Below are 19,059 nucleotides of genomic sequence, written 5' to 3' on the forward strand. Positions count from 1 at the left end.
GGGTTTGAGCATAGCCTGAAAGGGATTTACCAATTATTACAGGAGAAGGGCGTGCAGTTCAGCCAAGAAAGTGATGTCACCCTGGTCGTGACCAGTTGCGGTCGTTTTGATCTGCTAAAGCTGACGCTCGACAGTTTTGACCGCTTCAACACTGCGCCGATTCGTGAAGTCATCATCACTGAAGACTCTGGCGACGAGGCTGTGCATGCGGTTGTTCCGCCCAGCTGGGCCGGGCATTGTACGGTCTTGGTCAACAAGCCGAAATTGGGGCAGCTGGCTTCGATTGATCTGGCCTACTCTAAAGTAAGCACTGCTTATATTTTTCATTGCGAGGACGACTGGGAGTTCTACCGTCCGGGCTTTGTCGAGGATTCAATTGTCATCCTTGAGCACAAACCGAACGTTTTGCAGGTCTGGTTGCGCAGTTATGCCCACGACTTGCGTATTCACAGTCCCTATCTGCACTACGGCAAACGTGAAGTGGTCGACGGTGTGGCGTGTTATCCGGTGTTGTCCGATAAGCCTGAATGGCAGAGCTTTTCACTGAATCCGGGATTACGTCGTTACAAAGATTACCTATTGTGTGCGCCCTTTAGCGGCCATGGTGGCGAAAAAGCGTTATCCAAGCGCTATGCAGAACTGAATCTGATCGCAATGGCGCTGGAGGCCGACGCGGTCTTGCACACAGGGTTTGGAACCCATGTCGAGGTGCCTGAAGAACGCCTGCGCAAAGCCCGACGAAGCCGTCGAGAGCGCATAAAACTGTTCGGTGCCGTGCTGTTGGGTGTGGTGATTGGTGTTCTGATCAGCTAAGCCTGTGGGGGTAAGGCCTTGATGTCGAAGCCGCGAGGAAGTGTATGAAAAGTGTCATCAATGTGATGTGGTCTGGAGGTCCTGCCTACGCATCTGTACATAAGGTTCACCTACAGATTCTCGCTCAGGCAGCTCCTGGAACATTGATCAAAACCTGGCTGCTGCAGGACAAGGCGACGGCATGCCTGGGCGTGCTGGGCGAGGTCAAAGCTTGGCATTTAGCGTCTCGATTTTTGAAGGGCCGTGGGGTCTGGATGGCGTCCCGTCCTCTACGTAACCGGCTTTTTTACAATGCTTTACTCAAGCATCAGGCCCGACTGGTCTTGCTGGATGGTTTGGGCGTGGCGCGTGCGCTGTTACCCGCCTTGCGTGCATTGCCGCAGGTGCGTGTCGTGGTGGTGTTTCATGGATCAACGCGGCTTGACCGCAAGGATGTGAACCTGTTTCGTCAGTTTGCACCCGAGCAACTCACGCTATGTGCCGTGTCGCAGACACTGGCGTCCTCGATTGAAGCCGGAATGGGGCTCGCGGTCGTGCCTCTGCGCTGCATGCTGGACCCGCAAGCCTTCAAGGAGCAACTGGTGTCGCGGGAACAGGCGCGCCAGCAGCTCGGAACTCACGCCCTCGATCAACAGGTGTTCGGCGCCATTGGCCGACTGGTTGAGTCCAAGGGTTTTGACACCTTGATCAGGGCGTTTGCTCAAAGCCTGCAGACCCGCCCTGATCGGTTGTTGCTGATCATCGGTGAAGGTCCCGCCCGTTCAGCACTGGAAGCCACGGTGAGCGCCTTGGGCTTGCAAGATAAGGTGTTGCTGCCGGGGCACATGGCGAACGTGGCTAGCTTGTATCGTGCATTCGATTGGGTCGTGATTCCTTCGCAAGCAGAAGGTTTGGGCCTGGTTGTACAAGAGGCGGTTATTGCGGGAGTACCGGTGCTGGCCAGCAATCTGACAGTGTTCCATGAGCAGTTAGGCGACGCGGGTTATTACATACCCGTTGATGATGTTGGGGCCTGGGCCAAAGCTATTGATATGACCTCCTCACTGGTGGCTGAAGAGGTGGCAGAAAGCCAGTATGCAGAGCTGGATCCGCAAAGCGCATGGCAGCGTTTTAGGCTGGCATGCGCTGATGAGCTTTCAGCCGTTCAATAACGCGCTTTCAAGAGCCTGAGCCGGAAATTTGTGGCTCAGGTTTTCTCTCTGGATGTAGCGCAAGAAGTGTTGCAGGTTGCGTTGGGCCAGTTTCTTGGAGAGTGGCCCCTTGAAAAAGCGCATGTCAGCGACGTCGATCAACCCCCACTCATTTTGCGGGGTAATCACGATATTGCCCAAGTGCAACGAGCGGAAGTAAACGCCGGCTTTGTGCAGCCTGCGTATCAGCTCGATGAGCTTGGGCAGGTTGTCTTTCCAGTCAAAGCCATTTTTTTCTGCAATTTGACGCAGGGTTTCGCCAGGCAACGGTTCATACAGCACCGCCGTCTTGCCCGGCTCGTCGAGCTGATAAAAGGCCAGCACGGTAAGCGTTGGAATGCCCAGTTTCTTGAGCTGGGCGGCGTTATCGATAAAGCGTTTTGAATAAGGCCGTAACAAAGCAGAGGAGAAAAGGCGCTTGCGACGGAACACTTTCACGATATTTCCGTCATTCAGCAGGTAGACTTTCGCGCCGTAACTGTCGGCCTCAAGAACTTTGGCGCCTTCAATCATTTGATTCAAGGCGGCTTGTGGAAGCCGTGAGCATTGCATCGTTAAACCCTAGCGAGCAGTCAGACCGGCAATGATGCCGAAAAAAACAGGTTTTAACCATGCCAGGGTGGCAGGCGATCGATTTTAGGAGCGGGATTATGTACGAACGTCGCTGGGCGCAAGTCCTTATGACCATAGGTGTATTGTGGTTTATGTTGGCGATTGCTTTTGCGCCCACCAATAAGCTGTATCAGCAGGGATTGGTGGCTTTTCTATGGTTGCCGACGCTGCTGGTAGCATGGTCGGCGCGAGAGCGTATCGTCGAGGTCTGGCAAGGCCAGCGGGCTTTATGTATTGGGCTTTTGGGGTTGGCAGCCTGGGCTGTGATCAGCTTGAGTTGGAGTGATCAGCCGCTGAATGAGGCTAAGCCGCTTGCCTATATCGCGGTCTTCGTTCTGTCATTTCCAATTCTGGCCAATGGTCGACCAGAACGCATTGTGCGTCTGATGCAGTGGGCTGGCCTTGGGCTCGCCGCCAGTGCATTGATTGCCATCGTTCGCTTTTACCTTATTGATGGACACGCCTGGGTAGCCCGCCTCGAGGGGCTCGGCCAGTTGTCTCACCCGATTTTGGGCGCTTACGCGATCGGCATCGTAGGTATTTTGATGCTGCACTGGGTGCCTCAGCAGCGCGCTATGCAGGCGTTGTGGTTGGTTGCGTTGGGCTTGTTGGGGCTTTTTGTTGTATTGACTCAAAGCCGTGGCGCGGCCTTGGCGCTGCTGCTCACTGTGCTTTGCATGCCGTTGTGGCGACCTGACCGACGCACTGTGATCATTTCAGTGTTGGCGATGCTCTGTGCAATGGCCGTGTTCTGGTATATGCAGGCGCTGGTGTTGGAGCGCGGCGCCTCCTACCGCCCGGAAATATTCATGGGCAGCCTGCAGATGATCCGGGAGCACCCCTGGACTGGGCTGGGCCTGGGCGCTGACTTCACCGTCACGGCGGTCGGGATAACCTTTGATCATTCTCATAATCTGTTCACCAGTGTGGCGATTGAGCTAGGGCTGCCAGGGTTGTTGTTCTGGTGCATCGCCTGGTTCTCGGTGTTCTTCTATGCGTGGCGTGCCCGCGCCACCTTGCTGGGTCAAGGTGTTCTAGGCGCTTGGGTGTTTTCAATGCTGGCGATGCAGTTTGATGCGGCCAGTTTGTTGGGAACTCCGCGTGCCGAATGGTTCATCACGTGGCTGCCGATAGCCCTTGCGAGTCTTTTGTCGGTGAATAAGGCGTGCAGTGGCGCCTGTGATAAAATTTCGCGTTTTCCTTAATTCAGTGAGCTCCACGATGAGTGATGTACCAGCGGAACAGAGTTCAAGTCTGAAAATTTATTTTCGGCTCTTGGGCTATGTCAAACCCTACATCGGCCTATTCCTGCTGAGTATTGTCGGGTTTCTGATTTTCGCTTCGACCCAGCCAATGCTTGGCTACATCCTCAAGTATTTCGTCGACGGCCTGTCCAATCCCGATGCGGTGTTGTTCCCGACTATTCCCTACCTGCGTGATCTGCGTTTGTTGCAGGCCGTGCCGATATTGATCGTCCTGATCGCGGCATGGCAAGGTTTTGGGTCGTTTCTGGGTAACTATTTCCTGGCCAAGGTGTCGTTGGGGCTGGTGCATGATCTGCGGGTTCAGTTGTTCAATAACATGCTGACGTTGCCCAACCGCTATTTCGACAAGCACAACTCGGGTCATCTGATTTCGCGAATCACCTTCAACGTCACCATGGTCACCGGTGCTGCAACCGATGCCATCAAGGTGGTTATCCGTGAAGGCATGACGGTGATCTTCCTGTTTGCATCCTTGCTGTGGATGAACTGGCGTCTCACGCTGGTGATGATCGCTATCTTGCCGCTGATTGCAGTGATGGTGAGCACGGCCAGCAAGAAATTCCGCAAGCAGAGCAAGAAAATTCAGGTCGCGATGGGCGATGTAACCCACGTGGCCTCTGAAACCATTCAGGGCTATCGCGTGGTTCGCAGCTTTGGTGGCGAGACTTACGAAGAAAAGCGCTTCCTTCAGGCCAGCCTCAGCAACACCGAAAAGCAGCTGCGCATGACCCGCACTGGAGCGATTTATACGCCCATGCTGCAATTGGTGATTTACGTCGCCATGGGCATCTTGATGTTTCTGGTGCTGTACCTGCGTGGTGACGCTTCGGCGGGCGACATGATTGCCTACATCACCTTGGCCGGCTTGCTGCCCAAGCCGATTCGCCAGTTGTCGGAGGTCAGCTCGACGATCCAGAAAGGGGTGGCAGGCGCAGAAAGCATTTTCGAGCAATTGGACGAAGAACCGGAAGTCGACAAGGGCACTATCGAGCGTGACCAGGTGAGTGGTCGTCTTGATGTGCGTAACTTGAACTTCACTTACCCCGACACCGAGCGTCAGGTACTCAAGGATGTAACGTTCTCGGTTGAGCCTGGGCAAATGGTGGCGTTGGTGGGTCGCTCCGGTAGCGGCAAATCGACACTGGCGAACCTGATCCCGCGTTTCTACCACCATACTTCAGGTGAAATCCTGCTCGACGGTGTGGAGATCGAAGACTATCGCTTGCTTAACCTGCGTCGTCATATTGCCCAGGTCACCCAGAACGTGACCCTGTTCAGTGACACGGTGGCCAACAACATTGCTTATGGTGACCTGGCGGGAGCGCCGCGTGAAGCGATCGAGAAAGCTGCGCGCGATGCCTATGCGATGGACTTTATCGAGCAACTGCCCCATGGCCTGGATACTCAGGTGGGTGAGAACGGTGTTCTGCTTTCCGGTGGTCAGCGCCAGCGTTTGGCGATTGCGCGAGCATTGCTTAAAAACGCACCGTTATTGATTCTCGACGAAGCCACTTCGGCCCTCGATACCGAGTCCGAGCGTCATATTCAGGCGGCCCTCGACCATGTCATGAAGGGTCGAACGACGCTGGTGATCGCTCACCGCCTGACGACCATCGAAAAAGCCGATCTGATTCTGGTCATGGATCAGGGCCAGATCGTTGAGCGCGGCACTCATGTCGAGTTGATGGCGCTGAGCGGGTATTACGCACGCTTGCATTCGATGGGCCTTGACGCCCCGCAAACCTCGGGCGATATGACCTAGTCTGTAAACCAGACCTGTGGGGGCTGACTCCCGCAGGTTTGGTTAAGATTAGTCGGGCTCTGTAGCCCACCCCTGATTCTCATTCGCTGCGATTAACAGGTGAACTGACCTGTGTTCACCCTGTGTTAATATCGCGCCCCTGTTCATTTTGTATGTGGGTTCTCCATGAAGTTGTCCATGCCGCGATTCGATCAAGCCCCTGTCTTGGTGGTAGGCGATGTCATGCTCGACCGTTATTGGCATGGTGGGACCTCACGGATTTCCCCTGAGGCGCCGGTGCCGGTCGTCAAGGTCGAGCAAATCGAAGACCGCCCGGGCGGTGCTGCCAACGTTGCTTTGAACATCGCTGCGCTGGGTGCGCCCGCTTCTCTGGTGGGTGTGACCGGCGACGATGAAGCGGCCAACAGCTTGGCTAATAGCCTTGAAGGCGCGGGGGTTCGTGCGCTGTTTCAGCGCATTGCGCATCAGCCGACCATCGTTAAGCTGCGGGTCATGAGCCGTCACCAGCAACTGCTGCGTATCGACTTCGAAGAGCCGTTCGCCACTGACGCGTTGGCGTTGGGGGCTGAGGTTGAAAACTTGCTGGAAGGCATCAAGGTGCTGGTGCTGTCTGACTACGGCAAAGGCGCGCTAAAAAACCATCAGGTACTCATCCAGGCTGCACGTGCACGAGGCATCCCAGTGCTGGCAGACCCGAAAGGCAAGGACTTCTCGATCTATAGGGGGGCGAGCCTGATCACGCCTAACCTCAGCGAATTCGAAGCCATCGTCGGTGGTTGTGTGGATGAAGGCGACTTGGTAGCCAAGGGCGCCAAGCTGATGTCAGAACTGGATCTGGGTGCTTTGCTGGTGACTCGCGGCGAATCGGGCATGACCTTGTTGCGCCCAGGCTTTCCGGCCATGCACTTGCCTGCTCGTGCCCGGGAAGTGTTTGACGTGACGGGTGCCGGTGACACAGTGATCTCAACCTTGGCCGCGGCTATTGCCGCCGGTGAAGAGCTGCCTCACGCGGTTGCGTTGGCCAATCTGGCGGCCGGCATTGTGGTGGGCAAGCTCGGTACGGCGGCCATCAGTGCGCCTGAGCTGCGCCGTGCGATTCAGCGTTCAGAAGGTTCGGAGCGCGGCGTAGTGACCCTCGATCAGTTGCTGTTGGCAATTGACGATGCGCGCGCGCACAAGGAAAAAATCGTCTTCACCAACGGTTGCTTCGACATCTTGCACGCCGGGCATGTGACGTATCTGGAACAGGCGCGGGCCCAAGGCGATCGTCTGATCGTTGCGGTTAACGACGATGCATCGGTAAGCCGTCTGAAAGGGCCGGGGCGTCCGATTAACAGTGTTGACCGTCGCATGGCGGTGTTGGCCGGTTTGGGCGCCGTGGATTGGGTCATCAGCTTTCCTGAAGGCACGCCGGAAAACTTACTGGCTCAGGTCAAGCCTGATGTCTTGGTCAAGGGTGGCGATTACGGTATTGACCAAGTGGTCGGTGCGGACATCGTGACGGCCTATGGCGGCACCGTGAAAGTGCTGGGGCTGGTAGAGAACAGCTCGACCACCGCTATTGTCGACAAAATACGGGGTCAGTGAGGTTTGCCCTCACCCCAACCCTCTCCCGGAGGGAGAGGGGGCTGATGAGTGTTGATCTTGAAGGCTGGTGCGGTCAGCCCTCTCTCGTTGGTAGAGGGGGGGTGATGAGTGTTGATCTTGAAGGCTGGTGCGGTCAGTCCCTCTCTCGTTGGTAGAGAGCGGGCTGATCAGTGTTGATCTTGAATGCCCGTAGGGTCAGTCCCCTCTCCCTCCGGGAGAGGGTTAGGGTGAGGGGCTTTGTGCTTTACCACCTTCCTGAATATCTGTCGGGCCTTGCCCGTCAGGCGCTTGAGTCCTGACTCTTTCTCAGGCTCACTCAAACCTTGTTGTTTGAGCCAGTCTTTCCAGCGAATACGTTCATCGCTGACCACCCAGCCCACCTGCGGCGCAAAACTTTCAGCCAAATGTAGGCCGCGCGTATTGACCGGGTGCAGCCTGTCCTTGTGCAAGGTGTAAAGCTCGGCGCAGGGCAGTCCATCCGTCAACGGCATCAAGTAAAGATCTGGACGCTTACGGTCTAGCCGCGCCACCAACTGGTCACCCTCCAGACGTTCATCGACATGCAGCAGGCTTAGCGATTTAGCCTCTTTAGGGACCTCCAGCCGCAAGTCGTAAATCAGTTGCAGCGAAGCCGTAGGCAAGTGCACATACGCCCGTGGCCGCTCCAGCAACGTCTGGCTGGCGCAACGAACCGCAAGCGCAGCGCCCGACAACGGTGTAAGCAGAAAGGGCAGGGCCTCGCGATAATGCAGCGCGCTGGCATAAGGTGCAGGCAGCCAGGTTTCCTTGAAACGACCACTGAGCCAGCCTTCAGGGGTTTCGAGCAGGCACTCTTCAGCGACTTCCTGGATGGCGGTATGCAACGGTAAGTTGATCTCGTGGGCCGGCACATAGCCAGAGATCAACTTGAGCACCACGTCGCCACGGTCCTGACGGCGTTGGCGAACCAGCACCCAATAATCACGGCCCTGCCAGTTCAGCGTCAGGCGTACCGATACCCCGAGATTGGCCAGCTCCACACTAAAGCGCTGGGTGTCTGTCACATTGACATGACGGCGTTTGTGCAAGGTTTGCGCAAAGTTGAGGGGCATGCCAATGCTTTGATAGCTCAAGCCTTCCGGCGTGGCCTCGACAAACAGCGACAGGGTTTTAAAGTCGTTGGGGTTCTTGCGGATGAGCGAACGCGGCATGTCGGCTCCTTCTTGCGTCGGGGTCGGCCGCGTCGGCGGCATCAAGGTTTACGCAGAACCTGCGCCACGGTGGTCACATTATGGGCCAGGTGCAACGGGTTGATGGTGCCGACAATAGCACTGGCAACGCCCTGATGGCCAAATACCAGTTCAAAACTGGCGCGCACCGGATCTACACCCGGGCTTAAGCAAACATGCCCGCTGGCCAGCGCTTTCTTCACCAGAATGGCTTTGCCGTGGGCAGCGGCATAATCAATCACCGGCTTCTCGGTTTGCTCATTCAGGTTGTACGTGACCATCGCACAGTCGCCCATTTCCAGCGCTTTGAGCCCACCTTCTACGGTTTTGCCCGAGAGGCCGTACCCGCGAATTTTGCCTTCGCGTTTAAGGGCCGCGAGGGTTTCATAGACCTCCTGTTGTTCAAGAATGGCCATGTCATTGCCATCAGAATGCACGAGCACCATATCGATGAAGTCTGTTTCAAGACGTTTCAAGCTGCGCTCAACCGATAACCGGGTATGGGCTGCGCTGAAGTCGTGACTGGACTCACCGTGGGTAAACTCTTCACCCACTTTGCTGACAATGACCCAGTCCTGGCGTTGGCCGCGTAACAGAGGGCCAAGGCGCTCTTCACTGCGGCCATACGCGGGCGCAGTGTCGATCAGGTTGATGCCCAGATCGCGGCTGAGCTTGAGCAGCCTGCGCGCATCGTCGTCATCCGGGATCTGAAAACCGCTGGGGTATTTCACGCCCTGATCGCGGCCCAGTTTGACGGTGCCCAGCCCTAGCGGTGAAACCACGATGCCCGTGCTGCCCAAGGGGCGATGGAAGTCGTGCAGTGTTGGCTGGCTCATGGCAACAGTTGCTCCCAGGCCGTTTTAGCCAGCGGCGGGCGAGGCAACGGTGGTAAGGCAGGCGCATTGCCGGGCTGTATACCGTCTTGCTCAAACGCCATCAGTACGCGATCCGAGAAGTCCGGCGCCAGCGCCAATTTGGTTGGCCAGCCCACCAGTAAGCGACCTTGGTCGGCGACAAAGGCATTGTCTGGACGTACCAGCCCCGATTGCGCCGGCTCGGCACGGTTGACCCGCAGCGTGGCCCATTGGGCTTGGCTCAGATCGATCCACGGCAGTAAATTGCCCAATTCTTTCTGCGCCACTGCGATTTGCTCGGCAGGTTCGCGAGCGACGCCCTCAGCTTCAGCAATGTCCCCCCCCAAATACCAAACCCACTCACCATTGGCTGCGGGGTGCGTGGTCACGGTGATACGCGGTTTAGGTCCGCCACCCAGACAGTGGGCATAGAGCGGTTTAAGCGTTGGGCCTTTGACCATCACCATATGTAAGGGGCGCAGCTGTTGCGCTGGCACGCTGATACCGGCACTGGCCAGCAACTCGGCATTGCCAGCGCCCGCGCTGAACACGATGCGCTGAGCGTGAATCTCGCGGCCATCAATACGCAGGCCGATCATTTCACCGTCTTCAATTAGGGGCTCGATGGATTGAGCCGCGAGCAGCCCGTCTCCCGCCAGTTCTGCCAGACGCTCGATCAGGCTAGGGACATCGACCACCAGCTCGGCCAGCCGGTAGACCTTGCCCTTGAAACGCGGGTCTTGCAGGGCCTCAGGCAATTGATCGCCTTTAACTTGGTCGACCCTGCCACGGACGGCTTTGCTGGCAAAAAAACTGGTCAAATTGCCGGCCAGCGTACCGGGCGACCATAAGTAGTGGGCTTGAGAAAGGATGCGCACACCGCGCAAATCCAGTTCGCCATCACCTGCAAGGGCTTCGCGCCAGCGGCGCGGCATATCGGCAATGGCTTCGGAAGCACCGGTTAGCGCGCCATGCAGCGCGTATTTTGCGCCACCGTGAATAATCCCCTGGGACTTCACACTCTGACCGCCGCCCAGGCCTTCGCGCTCCACCACTATCGTTGAGAAGCCTTGTTGACGTAGACGCGCATTGAGCCAGAGGCCGGCAATACCCGCGCCGACAATCAGCACGTCGGTGGAAATAACAGATGGCATGGGCGACCTCAGTGTTGAAAGACAAAGATGCAGTATAAAGAAGCGGCAAGCTTCAAGCTGCAAGTAAAGGCAAGATCAATCGCCGGGGATCACATAGCGTTTGATCTTGCTTTTACTTGTAGCTCAACACTTGCCGCTTGCAGCTGCGTCAATGTCCTGCTGTTTTGGAGAAGAGTTGAATGACGACGACGCCCAGTACGATCAGGCCCATGCCCAGCATGGCCGGGACATCGAGTTTTTGCCCGTAGATAAACAGCGCGGCGATGCTCACCATCACAATGCCCAAGCCTGCCCACACGGCGTACGCCACCCCGACCGGGATTGTGCGCACCACCAGCGTCAGCATCCAGAACGCGGTGGCGTAACCGGCGATGACCAGTACCAGAGGCAGTGGCGTGCTGAATCCCTTGATCGCTTTCATTGAAACGGTAGCAATCACTTCGGCGCAAATGGCGATGGCCAAGTAGTAGTAAGCGTTCATGGTGAAGTCCTGAAAGGGGAGGCGGGGCAATTTACCAGCAAGGGATTCTAGTGGTTGTAAAAGTGTGTAGGCGTTTTACTTACGACAGTTTCAGTGGACTCCCCGGCAGATCGCCTGCTAACTCATCGCCCTCTTGGTTTTCAAGTAAACTCTGCGCCCATGAATAGAACTCTCTACACCTTGCTGTTTCATCTGGGGCTGCCATTGGTGGCGATTCGTTTGTGGCTGAGGGCGCGCAAGGCGCCCGCGTATGCCAAGCGTATGAGTGAGCGTTTCGCTTTAAATCTGCCCCTGATGCAGCCCGGCGGTATCTGGGTACATGCTGTGTCGGTTGGCGAGAGTATTGCCGCAGCGCCGATGATTCGTGCACTGCTCAAACAGTATCCGCAGTTGCCCATCACGGTGACGTGCATGACGCCTACCGGCTCGGAACGTATTCAAGCCCTGTTTGCCAATGAACCGCGAGTCCAGCACTGCTACTTGCCTTATGACTTGCCTTGGGCGGCGGCGCGTTTTTTGAATCGCGTACAGCCCACGCTTGCCGTGATCATGGAAACCGAACTATGGCCTAACCATATCCATCAATGCGCTAAACGTGGCATTCCGGTGGCGCTGGCCAATGCGCGGCTGTCGGCCCGTTCGGCAAAAGGCTATGCACGGTTTGCCCAACTGACCCGGCCGATGCTTGAAGAAATGAGCCTTATCGCCGTACAGACGGAAACTGAAGCGCAGCGCTTTCGGGAACTTGGCGCGCGCCCTGAATGTGTCGAGGTCACGGGGTCTATCAAATTCGATTTAAGCATTGACCCGCAGTTGTTGGTCAAGGCCCGGGCAGTGCGCGAAGAGTGGCAGGCACTTGACCGTCCGGTGTGGATTGCCGCCAGCACGCACGAAGGCGAGGACTCAATCGTGCTCGCGGCTCATCGGCAATTACTGGCCAGCTACCCCAATGCGCTCTTGATTCTGGTACCGCGCCACCCTGAACGGTTTAACGCGGTGTTTGAATTATGCCAACGCGAGGGCTTTGAGTCGGTGCGCCGCTCACGAGGCGAGGTGGTTGCACCTCTTACGCAAGTGATGGTGGGTGACACCATGGGCGAGCTGTTGTTTCTCTATGCGCTGGCAGACAGTGCCTTTGTCGGCGGCAGTCTGGTGCCCAACGGCGGGCATAATTTGTTAGAGCCCGCCGCCTTGGGCAAGCCGGTGTTGAGCGGGCCGCACCTGTTCAATTTCTACGACATCGCTGCGTTGTTGCGTGAAGCCGGTGCGTTGCTGGAAGTGGAAGATGCCCAAAGTTTGGCCTTGGCGGTGCAGCGCTTGTTCGAATTGCCGCAAGACGCGCAACGAATGGCCGAGGCGGGCCTGCAAGTCATGCAGGCCAATCAGGGCGCTTTGCAGCGTCTGCTGGATGGGCTAGGCCGTTTGCTGCCAGGCTAAGCCCTCCATCGGCAGTGGGTGTTTACTCATCATCGGCCAGGGGCAAAAACCAACGTTCAGCAAGCGCTTTACCAATTTGGCCACGGTGCACGTTAACAACCGCTTGGCCATTAGTGGCTTCTGCCAATTGCGAATAGTAGCTCGACTTGCGTTGTTCCTTGGTTTTCAGGTGAGCGACGGTGTATTCCAGCTTTGGCGTCTTGGCTTGTGCGTAGTGAAAGTGGGCATACCACAACGGGAAGCCGTCTCTGTCGTTAATGGCGTATTCCTGAATGAAATCCTGCCGGTCGCCCTGTAACTTTATGCGTTTTCCCAGACCTGCAATCTGCACCTTCTCTTCGTCAAGCAGGTATTGAAGATTGCCATGGGTTGGGGGTAATTCCAGGCTCAATTGGACGCGTAAAGCTTTACCTTCACTCAACATGGTTTGTACTGCGCTTTTCATGCTGTCGTACAGTGTTTGGTCACCCAATATACGCGCATCCGCATGTACTGCTTTCAAGGCCACGCCCAGTTCAGTTGCAAGTTTGTCGAGCTTGGTGGCTTGGAAATCGAGTAACTCTTGAATTTCTTCAGGGTGCCTACACGACTTTTTGAATTGTCTGGCCCTGAGCAAATGTTCCTGATACATCGCGAAAGTTTTACGCGCTTCGCCCTTGATGACGTTAAGCGCCCGAGCGGTGGGAGCCACAGGCTTGGAAGGCTCTTTAATTTCCACCCATTCTTCTCCGTGCTGAGAATAGGTCGAAATTAATTGATCATCATAATCTGAGCGCACTTCAATCACTTCAATCGGCCAGTCTTCACCCGCGGGTTTGACTTCGCCAATCAATTTGCCCTTACCTTTGACGCTGATGACTTTCTTGTTTGATTTACCTGCCGATGAATGCCGGCTGTGCGGCCTTTTACGGGGGGTGGAGGCAGGTTTTATTTCTGCTGCCAGTTGCTTGGTAGCGTCTTGAAAAAGCGCTTCGAGCAGTGCACGAAGTTTATTGAAGAAGTGAGTCTCCAGCTCTTCGGCATTGAACAGGGCGATGCCTTGCAGGGCATCCAGAGCCAGACCGTAGTGTTCAACCAGACTGTCAAGAACCTCTAACCGTTTAGCGGGATCGATGTCCAGAATGTTGAGCTCATTGTGGGTTTGCACATGCTCTTTTAGCGGATCGAGTGTGTGATCCAGGCTCTGCTCCGTAGAACCACGGGCTGAAATTTTTGTGCTGAGCAATTTGAGGCAGTCGAGCTGAAAACCTTGCAGGCTCAGAATTGTGTGGGCGTCATCAGAAATGGCATGGCTCAGCGGTGCAGCGGCCATGGCACCTGCACTGCCCAGATTTTGCAGTTGGTCCAGATAGCGGTTTCTCTGTTCGAGGCGATCAATAGTATGGTCGTTGAGCGCCACTTGCTCTTTGACAAATTCGTTGAACCCTTCTGGGTCTGCATCCCCCGCGGCCTCCAATTCGGGGCCTGGGGTGCTGAACTGGGGCCATTTGGCAATAAGCGCTCTTTGTTCCCGTGCGGACAGAGACAACGCGACGGCCCTGTTATCGAACGCTTTCTCAAGCAGGGAGATCACGACTGAATCCTTGAACGGAATCTTCAACGAGACGCGTTCCTCCAGTGAGTTCAACAGCTTCTTGTACGCATCCAATTGCGCTTGCAGCGCCGTATTGAGTCGGTTGCGAAGGTCAGCCAGCTGCTCCCTGGGAAAGCGGAAATCCGCTGTCGCTCTTTGCAGGGTGGCTTGGGTAATTTCGACGGTTTTGTGCAGTGGCAGCTCACTGGAAAAAAAATCTTCCAGCTCCTCGTTCAGTTCCACGATCCGTGCCGCGGTTTTTTTCTGGTGAGCTACGATGCGCCGTGGTGGCATGCCGCCCCTGTTGCGCATGCGCAAGTCTAGCGACCAATTACCCTCCCCATCCTTTCTTACAGCGGGGCCCAGATTATTGATGTCTGTAGAAGAGACTATAAAGGCTGCGCCGCTCGGATCGACGTCTAGCTCAAAAAGATCCCCCCCGATCAAGGCATGCCACTTTTCATTGATACGAAACAAACCCTTTCGCTGGCCCAAGGGTTGTGCAGCAGGCATGGGTACAGGGGGAGCCACCCTGAACTTGGCGAGTGCATGCTTCTGGCTTTCGGTTAAACGGTTATGGGCACTGACGAACCTAAAATCCAGCACGGTACTTTGGGTATTAGGGTATTCGCCAGGTAAGGCCACAAGCCCCGAATCGATTTTTGGTAGAAGCGGCTCCGGCCACTGTTCCTTGATGCGTATTGGCGCGAATGGACGTAACGCCTGGGTCTTTAACCCAGGGGCTAACTTCGCAGTTCGGGGCAGGGCGTCCAGAATGGGATGGAGCAACATCAGGCCCAGGTTGATGATGACATCGGCCGCTGCCACCTCGCGGGCCGCCTTGCTTGCACTGGCCAGCGCCGGGACGGCATTGATGGCTAATTTTGTCATTCCCAACAAGCCTCCGGTGAGCATCAGAGGACGAGGTTGTGCAGGCAGTACTAGAAGGCTGTTGAGGATCAAGCTTCCGCCTTCGAGGAGCACCCTCCAGCGACTTTCGCTGTTGGACACTGACTCACTTTGGGCTTGATCGACCAATGCCCTTGAGTTGCTTGCGTAAAGGAACTGCATCAATTGCCCGTTTTCCAGGTATTGAAGGAGCTCATTACTGACTCCGTTGGTCGCCAGAGAGGCGGGCTCGGGTATCTCGATCGGGGCAAAATCACTGCCCAGCCCGAAGCGCACGTAATGGGGTTCTTTAAAGCCGCCGTTGTCATAAATAGGTCGGGCAATATCGCTCAACCAGGCCAGGATGCTGTCTTGAAGTTCTCCAGGTTGAGCAATAGCGTTCAGCAATGCTTGGCGATCCGCAAATTGCAGCAATGAATCTGCGTAAAAAGGTCGATAGAGCAGGTGCGGACCCTGTTCAAGGTTAGCCGGCTCAATGATGAACATATTGGTGACTGTATCGGGCACGGCGTCGGGCTTGCGCACCATGGCCAGGCGGCGAATGACGATCTGTGCCCCGTCAACCTGTCGGTCATCAGCGCCAGGCTTTACCACAGCGGCCACATAGCGAGCCCCTTGGGGGGTGACCCCGCCTTCTTGCTTCAGGCTGAGTTCCAGTGCTTCCAAAGGTAATTGGATGCTGACTTGCTCAGCGAACAAACGCTCCCGATTCTTTACATCCGGAGTTTGAGACAGCAGTAAATCTTCAATTCGCTCCGGGTAATTTTTCCCTATGTTGACTTGTTCGATCAGGCCGTCACGACGAGTGATGTAGTCGGGTGTCAGCCAGGAGGGCAGGGCAAGCCCGAGGCGATGACGCACCGAAAGCTCACCTTTGGGGCGGCCGACCAGATTTTTCAGCGCCAGTTCGGTCAGACTCATCAAGACGGGTTCAATGATACCGATGCTGCCGGGCAGACCTGCTGCGGTCAAAAATGAGAGCTCGATATCATCGGGATTAAGCAGGGCGTTCAATTCTTGCCCAGGGGAAGTATGTTCAAGACGCAAATAATCAGCCCGCATGTGTTCAAGTAGAACATCGGCGGCATAAGAGTGGATATCACTGATTCCGGACAGATACGTCTGGCCGTGATTCATTTTTTTGATAGCGGACAAGGCCAGGCTGTACTGGCGGTAGTTCGCCTGATCTTCGGGAGAGGTGTTTATCAACCAGTCAGGCACTTGGGTTTTCAGCCATTGAAGGGCTTCGAGATTGGCTTCAGGGGCATCAATGAATATTGCTGCTGTGTCTACGATATTCGTATACACCGTTTCCAGCGCCTCCCATCCAATACTGGCAGGCAATTTGATTGAGCCGATGCGTTCCAGTTGCTGATTGAGTATCGCCGCGGCCATGGCCTCGAATACATTGCCTTCAAGCTCAAAGCGTTTCAGGTAAATCTCTTGTGCCGTATAAATTTTGTTGATCCTGAAACTCCAGCTTTGGCTCAAGGCGTCGATATTTCTGAATGAGCTGGTCTTACCGCTGGGTTTGCACACCAAGACTTGATCAGGTGTGGCCACAGCGATCCTCGCACTTAAACCGGAACTCATCTTTCCTGAACTCAGCAGCGAGATTTTAATCCAGTAGGCACGTACGGCTTTTTCGCCATATTGGCGGGTGCGTTCATCCAGTTCGGGCGCCCTGATCATCTGACTGATGGCGGCGAGGGCATCTGTATCTAACTCCGATTGCTGGAGTGCTTTGATGGTCAAGGTGTCTTTGAGCACATTACTGAGCCATTTCCAGCGATTGCCTCCCGCCCCTGAGTCCTCCCCCCAAAAGCTGGTCAGGGCATCTTGAAGACCAATGGGCAGGCGCCAGGCCAGTTCTTTCACCACGCGCTCAATGACTTTCATGTCCAGCTCACCTTCGCTCGGGATAAGCCACGCGGGCGCTTCATCGCTCAGGTAGTAAGACTGACCCTGGATCGGGCTTAAATTAAGTTCTGGCCCACCTCCAAGGTAATCCAAAACCTTGGGCATAAAAGGCTCCAACCCCCAGCCGCCTTCGGGCATCGGCACCGCCAGGCGAGTGCGCGCAAGGTCAATTTTTAATGAGGGGTACGCTTGCTCAATGGCCTCTTCGAGCATTTTGCGTGCGACGGCTTCAAGCGCTGGAGGATGGGAGAATTGTGCACGAACGGCGTTTTCTGCAGGCACAAGGGGCGTTGAAGGTACGGTAGACATAGGTATTCCTGTATTGAGTCCAAGAGGTCATACGATCGATGTCGTATTAACCTCTGGTGCTCTCAAGGAACGGTGGTAGCGGGGTATGGTGTCTGCTGCGAAGAACGTGGTGCTTCAGTTGCCCGGCGAGCGAAAATTGGCTTCGGCCGCTTTGGCAAGGTCGGGTGGCAAGAAGTCTTTATCCGGGTTGTAGTCAGCTTTCAAATACTGGGCCAAGGCTTGCAGATCGCCAGGGTTCAGCGTGCCTGCTGCCTGCTTGAGACGCAGGTTGTCGAGGATGTAGTCATAGCGGCTGTTGTTGTAGTCGCGTACCGAGTTGTACAGCTGGCGTTGAGCATCAAGCACGTCGACGATATTGCGGGTGCCGACCTGATAGCCAATTTCAGTGGCTTCCAGAGCGCTCTGGTTGGAGATGATCGACTGTTTGCGTGCCGAGACCTGCTCAACGTCGGTATTGACCGCGCGGAAATAATTACGCGTGTTTTCGACCACCTGGCGGCGCAATTGCTCGCGCTGTTGCTCGGTCTGATCAAGTCGTGAATACGATTCACGCACTTGTGAACTGGTCAGCCCGCCGCTGTAGATCGGGATATTCAGCTGCACGCCAATGCTGCGTTGCGACACGTCACCCGCATAGCGCTGGTTGAACGCATTGGGGTTGCTCAGACCAAAGGCATCGTTATCGCCGGTTTTATACTGCACCACGGCATCAAGCGTCGGGGCGTGGCCGGCCTTGCGTTGCTTGAGGGTTTCTTCTGCTGCATCCACTGCATAGTTGCTGGCAAGCAGTTGAAGGTTTTGCTGTCCGGCGGTGTCGACCCACAATTTGGCGTTGTTGGGTGACGGGGGCAGAATCGGCAAGGTGTGGCGCATGCCTTCAATCGAGTTGTATTGACGGTTGGTCAGCGTCACCAGGGCTTCAAAGGCGTCCTCAACCTGGCGCTGAGCCAGCATCCGGTTGGCACGTGCGGTGTCGTAACTGGCCTGAGATTGCAGCACGTCGGTCTTGTCCGACAAGCCCACGTCAAAGCGTTCGCGAGACTGGTCCAGCTGGCGCTTGAAGGCTTCTTCTTCAGCCTTGGTGGCGGCCAGCGTGTCTTGAGCGCGCAATACCGAGTAATAGGCATTGGCCGATTGCAGAATCAAATTCTGTTCGGTCGCCGACAGCTGTAAGGCAGCCTGCTCATTGATTGATTCGGCGGCTTTCAACTGGAACCAGCGATCAATCCGGAACAGCGGCTGTGCCAACGTTGCCTGATACACCATTGCACTGCGGTTGGTGGTCAGTGAGGGCTGGTCAATGGCCGTGCGCACATTACTGGACTCGGCGCCACCGGACAAGTTAGGCAGCAAACCGGCGCGGGCCTGTGGCACCACTTCCTTTTGTGCCGCGTAATCGGCTCGGGCAGCGGCCAGATCAGCGTTGTTGTCGACCGCTTCGTGGTAAACGCTGACCAGTCCGTTTTGGCTGGACAACGGGGCAGCGGTGTCCAGAGCCATTGCGCTGGTCGCCCAAGACACGGCGATTGCCAGTGAGAGTTTGCGCAGCATGAGCGATCCCTAGTTCAAGAATGCGGAAAAATAAAGGCCCGAGTCCGACTCGCGGTTTCAAGACGTAGCGAGTGTAGTAGTTTTGGAGATCGAGGGCAGCTGCAAGTTGCAAGCGGTAAGAAGCGAGCTTGAAGCTCGCTTCTTACCGCTTGTAGCTAAAAGCTTGCTGCTGCCCTAGACTGGCCACGTTCTTGTCGGGGTGCCTTGCTATGAGGCTGAGATCGAATAATTTCGGATCCCGTTGAACCTGATCAGGTTAACGCCTGCGTAGGGAACAAGATTTCTCGTCTCCCGGCGAGTCCTCTTGAGTGCCGTCCGGGAATGATTGATCAAAAAATGATCAATTGTTCGAGGCCGTCACTCAGCATCCAGTCATGGGGTGCATCCGTGCTTTTTTCAGGTTCTTCCTCCGACAATCCGCCTGGATGAAGTCT

The 19,059-nt window shown here is 55.8% G+C and carries 13 protein-coding genes and 1 riboswitch; of the genes, 6 read left to right on the forward strand and 7 right to left on the reverse strand.

Annotation, left to right across the window (positions count from 1 at the left end; translation table 11 throughout):
• Positions 1-51: 51 nt before the first annotated feature.
• Positions 52-813, forward strand: coding sequence for a glycosyltransferase family 2 protein (locus ACI7MX_RS04055; RefSeq protein WP_314484325.1), 762 nt, complete (start codon positions 52-54; stop codon positions 811-813).
• Between the two features lie 44 nt (positions 814-857).
• On the forward strand, positions 858-1,964 hold the full coding sequence (locus tag ACI7MX_RS04060) for a glycosyltransferase (protein WP_405585136.1): 1,107 nt from the start codon (positions 858-860) through the stop codon (positions 1,962-1,964).
• Here the strand turns inward: ACI7MX_RS04060 and ACI7MX_RS04065 are convergent.
• On the reverse strand, positions 1,950-2,555 hold the full coding sequence (locus ACI7MX_RS04065) for a toluene tolerance protein (protein ID WP_405585139.1): 606 nt from the start codon (positions 2,553-2,555) through the stop codon (positions 1,950-1,952). The two genes, ACI7MX_RS04060 and ACI7MX_RS04065, sit on opposite strands and share 15 nt — an antisense overlap.
• A gap of 98 nt (positions 2,556-2,653) precedes the next feature.
• On the opposite strand from ACI7MX_RS04065, the gene ACI7MX_RS04070 reads away from it, so the two are divergent.
• The 3 genes from ACI7MX_RS04070 to hldE all read left to right on the forward strand — a co-directional run bounded on the left by ACI7MX_RS04070 (position 2,654) and on the right by hldE (position 7,229).
• Positions 2,654-3,820 carry an O-antigen ligase family protein gene (locus ACI7MX_RS04070; protein WP_314484334.1) on the forward strand — a complete coding sequence of 389 codons (1,167 nt, stop codon included), beginning with the start codon at positions 2,654-2,656 and terminating at the stop codon, positions 3,818-3,820.
• A 16-nt stretch (positions 3,821-3,836) separates the two neighbouring features.
• Complete coding sequence (gene msbA, locus ACI7MX_RS04075; protein ID WP_314484337.1) at positions 3,837-5,642, forward strand: lipid A export permease/ATP-binding protein MsbA; 1,806 nt, start codon at positions 3,837-3,839, stop codon at positions 5,640-5,642.
• Between the two features lie 165 nt (positions 5,643-5,807).
• Positions 5,808-7,229 carry a bifunctional D-glycero-beta-D-manno-heptose-7-phosphate kinase/D-glycero-beta-D-manno-heptose 1-phosphate adenylyltransferase HldE gene (gene hldE / locus ACI7MX_RS04080; protein WP_405585144.1) on the forward strand — a complete coding sequence of 474 codons (1,422 nt, stop codon included), beginning with the start codon at positions 5,808-5,810 and terminating at the stop codon, positions 7,227-7,229.
• 167 nt (positions 7,230-7,396) lie between these two features.
• Here hldE and ACI7MX_RS04085 read toward each other — a convergent pair whose 3' ends face one another.
• The 4 genes from ACI7MX_RS04085 to ACI7MX_RS04100 all read right to left on the reverse strand — a co-directional run bounded on the left by ACI7MX_RS04085 (position 7,397) and on the right by ACI7MX_RS04100 (position 10,926).
• On the reverse strand, positions 7,397-8,419 hold the full coding sequence (locus ACI7MX_RS04085; RefSeq protein WP_405585147.1) for a metal ABC transporter ATPase: 1,023 nt from the start codon (positions 8,417-8,419) through the stop codon (positions 7,397-7,399).
• A 41-nt stretch (positions 8,420-8,460) separates the two neighbouring features.
• Positions 8,461-9,273, reverse strand: coding sequence for an aldo/keto reductase (locus tag ACI7MX_RS04090; protein WP_405585150.1), 813 nt, complete (start codon positions 9,271-9,273; stop codon positions 8,461-8,463).
• Entirely contained in the window at positions 9,270-10,445 is a 1,176-nt protein-coding gene (locus ACI7MX_RS04095) for an NAD(P)/FAD-dependent oxidoreductase (RefSeq protein WP_405585153.1), read from the reverse strand. Before ACI7MX_RS04095 ends, ACI7MX_RS04090 begins: the two co-directional genes overlap by 4 nt.
• Positions 10,446-10,593: 148 nt before the next feature.
• A complete protein-coding gene (locus ACI7MX_RS04100) occupies positions 10,594-10,926 on the reverse strand; it encodes an SMR family transporter (RefSeq protein ID WP_314484352.1) in 333 nt (110 codons plus the stop codon).
• A gap of 159 nt (positions 10,927-11,085) precedes the next feature.
• Here ACI7MX_RS04100 and waaA point away from each other — a divergent pair, with 159 nt between their 5' ends.
• Positions 11,086-12,363 carry a lipid IV(A) 3-deoxy-D-manno-octulosonic acid transferase gene (waaA, locus tag ACI7MX_RS04105; RefSeq protein ID WP_405585156.1) on the forward strand — a complete coding sequence of 426 codons (1,278 nt, stop codon included), beginning with the start codon at positions 11,086-11,088 and terminating at the stop codon, positions 12,361-12,363.
• 22 nt (positions 12,364-12,385) lie between these two features.
• Here the strand turns inward: waaA and ACI7MX_RS04110 are convergent, their stop codons facing one another.
• Positions 12,386-17,074 carry a dermonecrotic toxin domain-containing protein gene (locus ACI7MX_RS04110; RefSeq protein ID WP_405585159.1) on the reverse strand — a complete coding sequence of 1,563 codons (4,689 nt, stop codon included), beginning with the start codon at positions 17,072-17,074 and terminating at the stop codon, positions 12,386-12,388.
• Positions 17,075-17,188: 114 nt separating this feature from the next.
• Positions 17,189-18,625 carry a TolC family outer membrane protein gene (locus tag ACI7MX_RS04115; RefSeq protein ID WP_314484362.1) on the reverse strand — a complete coding sequence of 479 codons (1,437 nt, stop codon included), beginning with the start codon at positions 18,623-18,625 and terminating at the stop codon, positions 17,189-17,191.
• Positions 18,626-18,810: 185 nt separating this feature from the next.
• Positions 18,811-18,916: riboswitch (TPP riboswitch) on the forward strand.
• Positions 18,917-19,059 lie beyond the last annotated feature (143 nt).

This window comes from Pseudomonas sp. 2024-210, assembly GCF_045062345.1.
Classification (GTDB): Bacteria; Pseudomonadota; Gammaproteobacteria; order Pseudomonadales; family Pseudomonadaceae; genus Aquipseudomonas.